The following is a 13,292-nucleotide window of genomic DNA, read 5'->3' as shown; positions in this document are numbered from 1 at the left end:
ACCAATTAAGCTAATAAACAATAACCACCTATTCCCCTCCTTATATCAGTCCTTTCTTTCCAAAGAATAGCCTTGATAGTCCCATAACATCCATCAACCACGTCACTCCATATGAGCCAGCAATGGCAAGGATAACGCTAACGACCATAAAAAACATTCCCGTTGGTTCAACACGAAGTAGCAAAGGCTGATAGTATTTGGCAAGTATCGTGAAGATTGGGGAGAAGAGTAATAGAGGTAAAGTATTACGCCCGATAAAGAGAAAGTACTTACGTAATGACTGAGGAATACCTAACTGATAAATCCATAACAGTGAACCCATCACTAAGAATACCAAACAAGCACCAGCAAAAGAGGCCTTGTCATAATGTGACCTGTCGATACACCACACCACTAAAAGACCTAATGTCCACCATCGGGCAGGGAAAGCCAGACGAAAATCCCCCACTGCTTGACGCACAATAGCACCTACAAGAAAGTAGGATGCATTGGCTATGGAGAGAAATCCACAGCCGTAAGAAAGTAATAGAAGAAACAAAGCAAAAAGACAAAATCTACCCAATAACACCTGATTTTCCCAACGCAACAGCGTGACGGGCAATAGTGGTCTCTTGTGTTTTATAACTGACGAGAAGCGTCCTTCCGGTTTCTTGAAAGCGATATAATAACAGCTACCACAAATTATTAATGTATGCAAGTACCAATAAGGTCCCATCGGATGCAGAAAGATGTGGTCAGCGAGTACCCTTATTGTCAGATGCTCAATGTGCTCACGGATAGGCAATAGTGATGCCATGACGGTGTAGCCGCTTTCCATTATAGCATAAGGCACGAATATCCAAAGCATTGATTTTCCAAAAGCAGTCCACGACTTATTCACATTAAACAAATAACCAGACACCAAGAGGAAGCCCGGCATGTGAAAGGTATATACTAAACGCTTGGCAATGGGATAGGTGTCACCGATATAAACCAAGTGGAAAGCAATCATCAACGTAATGAAGACGAACTTAAGAAAGTCAAGCTCGTCTATTCTTGGTTTGGATTTATGCATTTGAATAATCATGACGACAAAGTTAGGAAATTAGCAGGATATTGCAAAGGTAAGCGTATCTAAAAAGCGTGCAATCACTTTGTTTTCCCATAAAGAATGATTTGCATAACAGTGGATAGATGATAATAGATAAAGAAAAAATCTAATTGTGACTAATAAAATGAGCGAATTAAAATTGTGTAAGTATAAACATGCCAGCGAAATAGAATGACATAAGCTCTTAACTTATACTATGTGGTGAGACTGTTCACCATCGTTCGTAGTTTTTTTGATACTCTACAGGTATGGTGCGAGTGCTTAACACGTGTGGTGCGGAGGGTGAGCACCTATTGTGCGGAGGATGAGCAACACATGTGTTGAGGACTAATTCTATTGTGATATATACATAATTCATAGTTCATAATTCGCAATTCATAATTATGATTACACTTGTTGGCAGTGTTTAGAAGAGTGTATCAATGTGTTGCTACTGCTTTGGAGGAATAAGAAACTCCATTGCATCCGTTCCGTATGAACTTGTGCAATGGAGTATCTTTTAATCGAATAATCCCGGTTGAAATGCATTCTCTTGATAAGTGTTACGCCCGAGATGTTCGTAAGCAAGTCGTGTTGCTACACGTCCGCGAGGGGTTCGTTTAATGAAACCTTCCATGATAAGGAATGGCTCATAAACCTCTTCCACCGTACCAGAATCCTCGCCAATGGCAGTAGCAATGGTTGAAACTCCCACTGGTCCACCACGAAACTTATCGATGATGGTAAGCAGAATCTTGTTGTCTATCTCGTCCAAACCATATTTATCTATGTTCAGTGATTGCAATGACATCAAGGCGATTTCGGGAGTGATAGTACCATTACCCTTCACCTGCGCAAAGTCGCGTACACGGCGGAGCAGAGAGTTACAGATACGTGGCGTACCACGCGAACGACGTGCAATCTCTTCAGCTGCTTCATTCATAATAGGCACTTTCAATAGGGCTGCCGAACGCTTGATGATACGATTTAATGTCTCTGGATCATAATACTCCAAATGGAGATTGATACCAAAACGAGCACGGAGAGGGGCTGTTAGCAGTCCGCTTCGTGTCGTTGCGCCAACAAGTGTAAAAGGGTTGAGGTCTATTTGGATAGACCGTGCTGACGGTCCTTTATCAATCATAATATCGATACGATAGTCCTCCATAGCAGAGTAAAGATACTCTTCTACGACAGGAGAAAGGCGGTGTATCTCGTCAATGAACAAAACGTCATTAGGCTCTAAGGACGTGAGAATACCTGCAAGATCGCCTGGCTTGTCAAGCACAGGACCAGAGGTAATCTTGAAACCTACGCCCAATTCGTTGGCAATGATATTGCTCAATGTCGTCTTGCCCAGTCCAGGAGGACCGTGCAAGAGGGTGTGGTCGAGCGGTTCACCACGAAATTTAGCGGCTTCAACAAAAACGCTGAGATTTTCAACAACCTTCTGCTGTCCGCTGAAATCGTCAAATTTCAACGGTCGTAGGGCATTCTCGAAATCCTTCTCAACGGAGTTTAGCCTCTCTTCGTGTATATCAAAATCTTCTGGCATATAGCTAATTTATTGCAAAAGATGCAAGTGCATAAGGACGTAGAAAAAGTATTGTTGCATTATCGATATATCCGTGAAAAGCAGTCTTTTATGGATACATCGGTTGTGCTTCCCTACGAATTGTTGTGTGAGGTTCTTCTTCTACATCCTCAAGTAAAAATATTATTTTTTGCAAAGGTACTCTATTTTTTCTGTGCAAGTGCTTTGTTTCGGAAATTTTATCTAAATTTGTAGCATCATTCACTCATATCCTTAAATATATGATTAACAAAATTAATAAGAAAGTCCTTTATCGGGAAGTTTTAGACTATGTGATGATAGCTGTAGGTATGCTTTCCTACGGTATCGGTTGGATGGTTTTCCTCCTTCCTAATCACATTGGTAATGGTGGCGTAGCGGGTTTAGCTTCCATTTTGAATTGGGGACAAGGAATTTCTGTCAGCACCACTTATTTCATCCTAAATGCTATTCTCTTAGCAGTTGCTTTGAAAATTTTAGGTTTGAAATTCTGTATCCGCACTATCTATGGTGTAATGATGCTGACGATTATCACAAGGGTTATGGGTACTTATTTCCCTCATCCAGGTCTCTTACATGACCAACCTTTCATGGCGACAATCATTGGTGCGGCGTTTTGTGGTGTTGGTTTAGCTTTCGGACTGTCTTATAATGGTAGCTCTGGTGGCTCAGACATCGTTGCTGCAATTGTCAACAAATATCGTGATATCTCTCTTGGACGTGTTATCTTATTAGTCGATATGACTATTGTAACAGGTAGTTACCTTGTTCTTCACAGCTGGGAGATGGTGATTTATGGTTATGTAAACTTGATTATCACCTCCTTTGTGCTTGATCAAGTTATCAGTTCGAGTCGCCGTTCGGTACAGTTCCTCATCATTTCCGAGCGTTACAAAGAGATTTGTGAAATGATATCAAAGGATCAACCACATCGTACCAGTACCATTATTGATGCAAAGGGGTATTATTCTGGTAGTAACATCAAGATAGTTATTGTTGTAACACGCCAGCGTGAGGCATCCTACGTTTATCGAATGATTGATGACATCGACCCAGATGCTTTCGTAACGCAGAGTCAGGTAATGGGTGTGTTTGGTAAGGGCTTTGATAAGTTTAAGGTGAAGAAGAAATCTTCTAACAAGAATAAGCAGAATATGACTAAACTCCCTAATGAATAAATAAAGCAAATCTGGCTGATACGTGGTTGCATGTCAGCCAGATTTACTTTGTTTTTATTAGGCTTATTAGCCTAATTAGGCTCATTAACCCAATAAGGCTAATAGCTCTATTAGTTTCTATTTCATCTTCAGCGCAGCCTTGATACCAGCCTCAACGTCTTTTATGTCAGCTGTTGGCTCAAAGCGGTCGATGACGTGTCCTTGTCGATCAATGAGAAACTTTGTGAAGTTCCATTTGATACTTGGATCCTTAGCATAGTCTGGATTCTCCGCACGAAACTTCTCATCCAGAAATTTACCGATGTTGTTATTCATGTCAAAACCCTTGAATGGCTGTTGCGCTTTCAGATAGGTGTAAAGCGGTGACTCGTTACGCCCATTGACATTAACCTTTGCAAACTGTGGGAAAGTAGTCCCATAGTTACCCGTACAGAATGTATGAATATCACGAAATGAGCCTGGAGCCTGTGCACCAAACTGATTGCAAGGGAAGTCAAGAACAACAAAACCTTGATTCTTGTAGGTCTCATAGAGTTTTTGTAATGCCTCATACTGTGGCGTAAATCCACATTTTGTCGCTGTATTGACGATGAGTAACACCTTACCCTTATAGTCTTTCAACTTGACGGTATGCTCATTACCATCTTTTACACTAAACTTGTAGATGTTCTTCTGAGCCATAGTAGGCAGTGCCATAAGGGCTAAGAAGAGGAGTGAAAATAGTTTCTTCATTTTTTTAATCATTGATATCCACAGTCGTTTTTTACTTCAAGCGAATGAAGCATATAAACGTTTTGTGACTTATTTATTCTAAGTTGTTTATAATTCAGTGCATTATTTGTGAGTGTACACGCTGTTTGCAAATTGTTACAATTGTTTCATCAGTTCCTTCATACCTTCGCTTGCCCCCTTTTTGATATGGGTTAATCGTCCCGAAGCATATGCAGGTGTATCGTCTGGGTCAATCAGATAGATAGGAGTTCCTGGTCGGGTGTATTGCACAAGACCTGCAGCAGGATAGACAACTAACGATGTCCCGATGATAACAAGGATGTCAGCTTGTGCCACTGCCTCAGCAGCAGGTTCTATCATGGGGACTGATTCGCCGAAAAAGACAATAAAAGGGCGAAGTAGACTGCCGTCTCCAGCACGTGCTCCAGGGGCAACTTCGCAATTATCTTCAGTCAGTTGCTGTATGTATCGATTATCATAGGGTAACTTACTCGAGCACACCTTTGTCAATTCTCCGTGTAAATGAACCACCTTTGAGGACCCTGCTTTCTCGTGAAGGTCGTCAACATTTTGCGTAATCACCGTTACGTCATAGTCTTTCTCGAGTTCCTTGATAAGGCGATGACCCTCGTTAGGCTTGGCTGCATAGAGCTTTTTACGTAGGTTGTTATAGAAGTTGTTGACGAGTGTGGGGTTGGCTACCCAGCCTTCGTGCGTTGCTACCTGTTCAACAGGATAATCCTCCCATAATCCATCATTGCCGCGAAAGGTCTTGAAGCCACTCTCCACGGACATTCCAGCACCTGTTAAGAATACGATTTTCTTCATACGTCTTGCTTTTATGAGTTGAGGTTTGAAGGAGGTTGATGAAGTAAAGGGCTTTTCTCTCCAAATATTTACTATCGAAATTTAGGACAAAAGAAATACTATCTTTCTAACTTTTATTTTTATTTGTGCCTTTAACTTGCATCGTATTCCCCCATTCTCTCTGACAAATTTAGTAATTTTAATTCGATTATTGCAAAACTATACCTTAAAAATAGTATCTTTGCACATTAATTATTAATAATTTTAAGAACGATAATGGACAAATTAAGCTACGCACTGGGAATCGGTATCGGTTCACAGCTCGCAGGAATGGGCGCAAAGGAACTGAATATTGACGACTTCGCACAGGCTATCAAGGATGTTATTTCAGGTTCAGAACTGAAAGTTGACAATGCAGAAGCCCAGACACTCGTACAAAACTTCTTCCAAGAGCAGGAAGCTAAGCAGCAGGCTGCTGCCGCTGAGGCTGGTAAGGCAGCAAAGGTTGCTGGTGAGGCTTTCCTTGCAGAGAATGGCAAGAAGGAGGGTGTTGTAACCTTGCCATCAGGTTTGCAGTATCAGGTGTTGAAAGAGGGCAATGGTAAGAAGCCTTCTGCAACAGACAAAGTAGTATGTCATTATGAAGGAACACTGATTGATGGTACTGTTTTTGACAGTTCTTATCAGCGCAATCAGCCAGCTACATTCGGCTTGAATCAGGTTATCCCAGGTTGGACGGAGGGTGTTCAGTTCATGCAGGAAGGTGCTAAGTATCGCTTCTTCATCCCTTATAAGCTTGCATATGGTGAGCGCGGTGCGGGTGCACAGATACCTCCATTCGCAGCTCTTGTCTTCGACGTAGAGTTGATTGAGGTAAAGTAAAGAAACAAGTGTAGGCGGTTTTAGACCATGACAAACGTCTATCATCGCCTATTCTAATAGTATTGCTTAAGAAACTAAACAATTAAAATAATGAAGAAAACGTATTTATTAGCCGCTATGGCTATTGTAGCTGCAGGCTTCACAGCTTGTGGTAATTCAGCTCCAAAGGAGGATTTGAAGTCTGATGTTGACTCTTTGAGCTATGCTTTCGGCGTTGATCAGGGTCAGAGTGTAAAGCAGTATCTCCAGCAGATGCAGATTGATACAGCTTACATTGATGAGTTTATCAAAGGTATGAACGATGGTGCGCAGAATGCTGATGATAAGAAGCGTGCTGCTTACAATGCAGGTATTGGCGTTGGTATGCAGATGAACATGATCATTAAAAATCAGATCAATCGTCAAATCTTCGGTGAAGACTCTACAAAGACCATTTCTTTGAATAACTTCCTCTCTGGTTTCGCTGCAAGTGCAAAGGGTAAAGGTCAGAAGATGACTGTTGAGCAGGCTCGTGAAGTTGAGCAGAAGACCGCAAAGGCTATTCAGATGAAGGCTGCTGAGAAGACTTATGGTGCTAATAAGAAGAAGAGTGATGCTTACATGGCTGCCAACGCTAAGAAGGAAGGTGTAAAGACTCTTGGTAAGGGAGTACAGGTAAAGGAGCTGAAGGCTGGCTCTGGTGCTACACCAAAGGCTTCTGATGTTGTTAAGATTAACTATGTAGGTAAGACGATTGATGGTAAGGTTTTCGATCAGCGTAATGATGCAACTATGCCTGTAGGTGGTGTTATCCCAGGTTTCACAGAGGCTTTGACAAAGATGCCTGTTGGTGCTAAGTGGGAGATTACTATTCCTTATAGCGCAGGTTACGGAGCTGAGCAGCCAAGTCCAGACCTCAAGCCATTCTCAACACTCATATTTACTGTTGAGTTGCTCGGCATTGAGAAGGCGCCACAGGGTACTCCAGCTATGCCTCAGGGTCATCCAGGTATGTAATGATTAGGACTTAATAAAGATTCGATGAGCCTTCCTTTCTTATAGGGAAGAGCACCTATTACATCCAACTTTCACGATGTTTGACGAATTCTTTTCATGAAAAGAAATATTTTTTATCGTGAAAATAAATATTTATTCTCATGAAGATAACATTTTATTTCATGAGAATAATTCAGTAATGACGTTCTTGTCTTATAGGAAAGGAAGACGCATACATACAGCTTATGGCTTAGAACTCATCGAATCTACACCCTTTTTAATTTAGAAAAACCATTTCTTTTAAAACGACAAAACAATGAAGAAAGTAATAATGCTGGCACTGCTCATTGCAGTAGGTTCAGTCTTCAATGCAGCAAGTGCGCAGAGTAAGAAGAACAGAAAGCAGATTTCGAAGTGTCCATTAGAATGTAAAGAAAGTTCAGTAGTATTGGCTTCAGCTTCTGACACATTGAGTTATGCAGCAGGTATGTCTATGACACGTGGTTTGAACGAATACCTTGCTAATCAGTTTGGTGTTAAAGAGGCGCAGATGCCTGACTTCCTACGAGGCTTGCGTGAAGGTATTAAAAACCGTAAGGACTCTGCCTTTGCTGCTTATGTTGCAGGACTGGTTATCAGTTCACAGGTAGAAAAGACGATGTTACCAAATATCACTGCTAAGTTCGAGGGTACCTCGTCACCCATCAACGCTGACTTGCTCTATAAGGGCTTTATCGCAGCTTTAGCAAAGGATACTACTTTCCTCAAGCAAGCAGATGCTGAGCAAATCTTTGAGAAGAAGGAAGTAGAGCTGAAAGCAAAGAAAGATGCTGAGATAAAGGCTAAGAATGAGGCTTACTTGGAGGAGAATAAGAAGAAGGAGGGTGTTGTAACCCTTTCTGATGGTCTTCAGTATCGCATCATTAAGAAGGGCGATGGTCCTATGCCAAAAGAGTCTGACCGTGTACAGGTTATCTATGAGGGAAAGACTATTGATGGAAAGGTTTTCGATGCAACTTCACGTCACGGCGTAGAATTTGATACTTTCAATGTTGGTGGACTTATCAAAGGTTGGACAGAGGCACTGCAAATGATGCCTGTTGGCTCAAAGTGGGAGATTGTTATCCCACAGCATCTCGCTTACGGTGAGCGTGGCGCAGGTCGTGATATCGGTCCGTTCTCAACGCTTATCTTCACGCTTGAGTTGAAGGGTATTGAGGCTGCACCTGAAAAGGAGACAAAGGTCGTAGATGCTGCAAAGCTTGTTCCTGCTAAAAAAATGCCTGCTCAGAAAGCAAAGAAGAATGTAAAAAAGTAAGGAGAAAGTCGTGAAATACTGTTCTCTTGCTTAAAATAAAAACAAAATGCGCCCAAGTGGCGCATTTTTTATGTCATTTTGTTGCTTGTTCCATATTTATTCCCTACTTTTGCTTGCCATCAAATCAAGTATTAAATAGTATAACACATAATAATATAGGACCATAAAAAATGGAAAAAGTAGACAAATTAGATAAAAAGATATTAGGTATTCTCTCCCAGAATGCCCGTATGCCTTTTAAGGATGTGGCTGCTCAGTGTGGTGTATCACGGGCTGCTATCCATCAACGTGTGCAACATTTGATAGAGAATAGCGTTATTACGGGCAGTGGTTTTGACGTTAATCCTAAGAGTTTAGGCTATACAACCTGTACCTATATAGGTCTTAATCTTGAGCGTGGCTCAATGTATAAGAAGGTCGTTGAGCGTATCAGTTCTATCCCAGAGGTGGTAGAGTGTCACTTTACAACGGGTCCTTATACTATGCTTGTGAAACTTTATGCAAAAGACAATGAGCAATTGATGGACCTCCTTAACAACCAGTTACAAGGTATCTCTGGTGTGGTATCAACTGAGACTCTCATTTCTCTTGAACAGAGTATCAAACGTGAGATTCCTATAATAGAGGAATCGCTTTAAAATAGTCAACGATAAACCGACCTTTCAAAGAAGAATAAGAATGCAATACGATCTTCAGGCGCATCTTAATAAGGTGTATGAAACCTTCCCTGAGGCTAAACGTAAGCCTATAATTGGTATCACTACCAATTATATAGACGGTGATGCTGCGATAAGGGATGTCTATTATAAGCAGGTAGTAGCAGCGGGTGGAATCCCAATGCTTGTTCCACCTGTGGCTGATAAGGATGTGCTTATTAACACCCTTGACCATCTTGACGGTCTTCTCCTTACGGGTGGTGCTGATATCAACCCTCTCTGGGCTGGAGAGGAACCTTCTATTAAACTCCATAATATCAATGCTGAGCGTGATTTACCCGAACTGATGATAACGCGTTTGGCATTTAATCGTCAGCTGCCTATCCTTGGTATTTGCCGAGGTATACAGACGTTGGCTGTCGCTTTGGATGGAAAGGTACAGCAAGATATCTATGAAGATTATATCAGGGAGGATGAAACAGTTGAGAAGAAACTGAGCAAAGACAAGACGATAACTACCTTTCGTGCTGCAACACTGAAGCATTCACAGGATGCTGAACGTAGTGAAGCCACCCATAGCGTGACCGTTTCAAAGTCGTCTGTCCTCTATGCGCTCTATAAGGAAGAACGTTTGATGGTCAACAGCTTCCATCATCAAGCCGTCAAAGACCCTGGAAAGCGTTTCCGTGTGACTGCTCTTTCGCCAGATGGCGTTATTGAAGCCATCGAAAGCAATGATTTTAAGCCTATTATGGGAGTGCAATGGCATCCGGAGTGTATGGGTGAGGAAGGAGGAAAACTCTTCCAATGGCTGGTAGGACAGTCTAATAACTTTTATCTTGCTAAGCAGCTCCATCAGCGCATATTGACCCTCGATACACATTGTGACACGCCAATGTTCTTCCCACAAGGTGTCAAGTTTGATCAGCGCGACCCACGTATTCTATACGATCTTCATAAGATGACGGACGGAAGACAGGACGCTGTGACGATGGCTGCCTATCTTCCACAACCGAAGATTGGTGAGTCTTTCTCGTCAAAGATTGATATTGAAGGTTTGAAACGCTTTAATCCGCATCTCGTTGAGACCTTGAATCATCTCTCACCAGCTGTATATGCCGACCTTATCTTCGATAAAATCGAGGAAATTGTGAAGCAAAATCAACGCTATATCAGTATTGCTCGTACGCCTTCCGACCTTTATGAAGACAAGCGTAAGGGGCGTAAGAGTATCATGTTTGCCATTGAGAATGGTCTTGCTTTGGAGCATAAACTTGAGAATGTTAAGCACTTTGCACAGCGTGGTGTGACCTATATAACCCTTTGTCACAATGGAGATAACGACATCTGTGACTCTGCACGAGGCTGCAATACCCACGGTGGCGTAAGTAAGTTTGGTGAAGAGGTTATCAAGGAGATGAACCGTAATGGTATTATGATTGACTTGAGTCATGGCGGAGAGAAAAGTTTTTATGATGCGTTGGAGCTCAGTACGATGCCAATAGTATGTAGTCATTCTAATAGTAAAGCACTCTGTGATGTCCCTCGTAACCTTACTGACGATCAGATGCGAGCGTTAGCAAAGAAGGGTGGTGTGGCACATATCACAATGTTCCAAGGCTTCTTGAAGAAGGGTAGTGAGGCTACTGTTATGGATGCTATTAACCATTTGGAGCATGCTATCAATGTTATGGGTGTTGACCATGTTGGTATCGGTACCGACTTCGATGGTGATGGCACTGTACGTGGTATGGCTGATGCCAGCGAGATGATTAATTTCACCCTTCATCTTTTACGTCGCAAGTATAGCGAACGAGATATTGAAAAGATATGGGGAGGTAACTGGCTGCGTGTAATGGCACAGGTTCAGAGTGTTAGAAAGTAAATAGACTGAGGAGATCTCACCTATTTCTTAAGATGGAATGGGAAAGAATTAGAAAACAATCAACGATGAAAACGAATATAAAACTCTTTTTCGGCTGCCTCTTGGCAGCATCCCTCGCAACTGTAGCCTATGGCTGTAAGGGGAAAGCAAGTAACGCTGATAATAGTGCTGATACTGTTGCTACAGCAAAGCCTGTTGGTCCTACGTTTGATGCTGACTCTGCCTATGCTTTCACAGCGACACAATGTGACTTCGGACCACGTGTGATGAACTCAACAGCACATGAGAAATGTGGCAAGTGGATAGTAGATAAATTCAAGGAATATGGTTGTGAGGTGCAGGAACAGAAGGCTGACCTAAAAGCCTATGATGGTACGATATTGAAATCAACAAACATCATCGCACACTTTAATCCAAACGCAAAGAAGCGCATCCTAATCTGTGCGCACTGGGATAGCCGTCCTTGGGCGGATAATGATCCCGACTCTACTAATCACAAGAAACCTGTTATGGCAGCGAATGATGGTGCCAGTGGTGTGGCTGTGATGCTTGAGTTAGCACGTCAGTTGCAGGCTGATAAGAAGTTCACTGTGGGTGTTGACTTCGTTTGCTTTGATGCAGAAGACTGGGGAGTACCACGTTGGGAGACTCGATATCCGAATGCTGACGACTCTTGGGCATTGGGTGCACAATACTATGCAAAGAACTTCCCGACAGCTGTTAAGCCTGAATTCGGTATTTTGTTAGATATGGTAGGTGGCGAAGGTGCACAATTCTATCGTGAAGGAATGTCTGTGCAGTTCGCTTCTGATGTCGTAAATCGTGTGTGGGAAGCTGCAAAAGCAGCAGGATTTGGCTCTTACTTCCCTGATGCTATCGGTGGAATGGTTACCGATGACCATGTGCCAGTAAACCAGTTTGCAGGTATTCCTACGATTGATATCATCCCTTACTATCCTGATTGTCAGCAAAGTTCTTTTGGTCCAACATGGCATACAGTCAATGACACTATGGAACATATCGACAAGAATACGCTGCAGGCAGTTGGTCAGACCGTCATACAGGTATTGTATACGCTGTAAAAAAAAAGCCTTACAGCATTTCCTCTAAAGCCTCACCCCCAACCCCTCTCCGAGTGGAGAGGGGAGTGATTATCTTTGTAGATGATAAAGATAAGTAGGTGATAAATGGTAAAGGGCTTGTGGTTAGCTCAGATAAAGGAGGTATTATGTCTTTCTTTATATTATTTTTGGTGACAATAATGAATGCTTTTTACCACTTTGAGCCGATGTGTTGATGCTTAGCACCAGTGGTGCTGTTGGTAAACACCATTCGTGTTGAGTGTTAAATCCCTTTCAATAGTAGGCTGAATTGTTATCAACTTGTTGTCAGAAAGAAGTTGTAATACTCACATTAAGAAGTGTGCAGTCGACGAAATGGGGAATTTTAAGTAGATAAAACAGTAAATTCCGATTATGGGCAGATAACCTTGCAGCCATAATCGGAATTTATTTGGATTGATATTGTGAATTCTATTTCAGACGTTTAGATACGCTTTAACGACTGTTTTACGCCAGAGATAAGTAAGCCCATTTCCGCAGCATTCAGTCCTCTAATTAAGACGTTTGGTTCTCTAATCTCTACAGCATAGTTGGATAAGGCGGGTACACAGTGAAAGAAAGGTAAGTCAATAACCTCTCCTTTCTTTGTCGTACTTACAAACGTAAGTCGAATGTCAGAGAAATTATCTTCTTCGCTTTTGTATAACTCATTGGGATACATTGGTAGAATGGTATTAACTCCCTCTGTTATAACAAAATTCAAAAGCTTTTCGTGTCCCTCTTTTTCATAACATTGAGGCTCTGCCACATAAGCCTCTGCCCATAAGTCAGCCTCCCCTGCCTCATCTACATCTGTGAGACATTGTTCGTTTTGCTGAGCCTTACGCTTATTCTTCTTAAAGAAATCGAATATACCCATATAGTCTTGCTGTTACTATCTTTATTCGCAAAGTGACTAATTATGTAATAAAAGTAATCGGAAATAGATAAAATTCTATTCCAAAAAGGTATTTGCAAAGATAAAGACTTCATACAACATATACACAATTACGTATGTTAAAAAGATTAAATCGTATATGTAAACCGTTTAAATCATCGATAAAACATCCAAAAACAAGGCGTAATAAAAGTTGTTTAGAAATGTCTTTGGAAAATA

General features: G+C 41.7%; 12 protein-coding genes. 7 read left to right on the top strand and 5 right to left on the bottom strand.

The window, feature by feature from the left end; genetic code table 11:
• Positions 1 to 40 precede the first annotated feature (40 nt).
• Positions 41 to 1,066 carry an acyltransferase family protein gene (locus tag J5A56_RS07670; RefSeq protein WP_021672479.1) on the bottom strand — a complete coding sequence of 342 codons (1,026 nt, stop codon included), beginning with the start codon at positions 1,064 to 1,066 and terminating at the stop codon, positions 41 to 43.
• Between the two features lie 523 nt (positions 1,067 to 1,589).
• A complete protein-coding gene (gene ruvB, locus J5A56_RS07665) occupies positions 1,590 to 2,624 on the bottom strand; it encodes a Holliday junction branch migration DNA helicase RuvB (RefSeq protein WP_021672478.1) in 1,035 nt (344 codons plus the stop codon).
• Positions 2,625 to 2,884: 260 nt separating this feature from the next.
• Between ruvB and J5A56_RS07660 the strand changes: the two genes are divergently transcribed.
• The gene (locus tag J5A56_RS07660) at positions 2,885 to 3,820 is read left to right on the top strand and encodes a YitT family protein (protein WP_021672476.1); all 936 of its coding nucleotides are present in this window, start codon (positions 2,885 to 2,887) and stop codon (positions 3,818 to 3,820) included.
• 117 nt (positions 3,821 to 3,937) lie between these two features.
• Here J5A56_RS07660 and J5A56_RS07655 read toward each other — a convergent pair whose 3' ends face one another.
• Both J5A56_RS07655 and J5A56_RS07650 read right to left on the bottom strand, forming a co-directional pair.
• Positions 3,938 to 4,552, bottom strand: a complete 615-nt coding sequence (locus J5A56_RS07655; protein WP_036920166.1) for a glutathione peroxidase — start codon at positions 4,550 to 4,552, stop codon at positions 3,938 to 3,940.
• Between the two features lie 135 nt (positions 4,553 to 4,687).
• A complete protein-coding gene (locus J5A56_RS07650; RefSeq protein WP_021672474.1) occupies positions 4,688 to 5,380 on the bottom strand; it encodes an SIR2 family NAD-dependent protein deacylase in 693 nt (230 codons plus the stop codon).
• A 255-nt stretch (positions 5,381 to 5,635) separates the two neighbouring features.
• Between J5A56_RS07650 and J5A56_RS07645 the strand changes: the two genes are divergently transcribed.
• The 6 genes from J5A56_RS07645 to J5A56_RS07620 all read left to right on the top strand — a co-directional run bounded on the left by J5A56_RS07645 (position 5,636) and on the right by J5A56_RS07620 (position 12,157).
• On the top strand, positions 5,636 to 6,241 hold the full coding sequence (locus tag J5A56_RS07645; protein ID WP_021672473.1) for an FKBP-type peptidyl-prolyl cis-trans isomerase: 606 nt from the start codon (positions 5,636 to 5,638) through the stop codon (positions 6,239 to 6,241).
• 90 nt (positions 6,242 to 6,331) lie between these two features.
• On the top strand, positions 6,332 to 7,237 hold the full coding sequence (locus J5A56_RS07640) for an FKBP-type peptidyl-prolyl cis-trans isomerase (RefSeq protein ID WP_021672472.1): 906 nt from the start codon (positions 6,332 to 6,334) through the stop codon (positions 7,235 to 7,237).
• A 295-nt stretch (positions 7,238 to 7,532) separates the two neighbouring features.
• Positions 7,533 to 8,534: an FKBP-type peptidyl-prolyl cis-trans isomerase gene (locus J5A56_RS07635; protein WP_021672471.1), complete on the top strand. Its 1,002-nt coding sequence runs from the start codon at positions 7,533 to 7,535 to the stop codon at positions 8,532 to 8,534.
• A gap of 170 nt (positions 8,535 to 8,704) precedes the next feature.
• Positions 8,705 to 9,172, top strand: coding sequence for an Lrp/AsnC family transcriptional regulator (locus J5A56_RS07630; protein WP_021672470.1), 468 nt, complete (start codon positions 8,705 to 8,707; stop codon positions 9,170 to 9,172).
• Between the two features lie 40 nt (positions 9,173 to 9,212).
• Positions 9,213 to 11,075, top strand: coding sequence for a gamma-glutamyl-gamma-aminobutyrate hydrolase family protein (locus tag J5A56_RS07625; protein WP_021672469.1), 1,863 nt, complete (start codon positions 9,213 to 9,215; stop codon positions 11,073 to 11,075).
• Between the two features lie 65 nt (positions 11,076 to 11,140).
• Positions 11,141 to 12,157, top strand: coding sequence for a M28 family peptidase (locus tag J5A56_RS07620; RefSeq protein ID WP_036920146.1), 1,017 nt, complete (start codon positions 11,141 to 11,143; stop codon positions 12,155 to 12,157).
• A 463-nt stretch (positions 12,158 to 12,620) separates the two neighbouring features.
• Here J5A56_RS07620 and J5A56_RS07615 read toward each other — a convergent pair whose 3' ends face one another.
• A complete protein-coding gene (locus J5A56_RS07615; protein WP_021672467.1) occupies positions 12,621 to 13,055 on the bottom strand; it encodes a hypothetical protein in 435 nt (144 codons plus the stop codon).
• Positions 13,056 to 13,292: the final 237 nt, after the last annotated feature.

The sequence above is a fragment of the Prevotella melaninogenica genome (genome assembly GCF_018128065.1).
GTDB lineage: Bacteria > Bacteroidota > Bacteroidia > Bacteroidales > Bacteroidaceae > Prevotella.
Note: the sequence above shows the minus strand (reverse complement) of the source record. Positions and strands in the feature narration are given on the sequence as shown.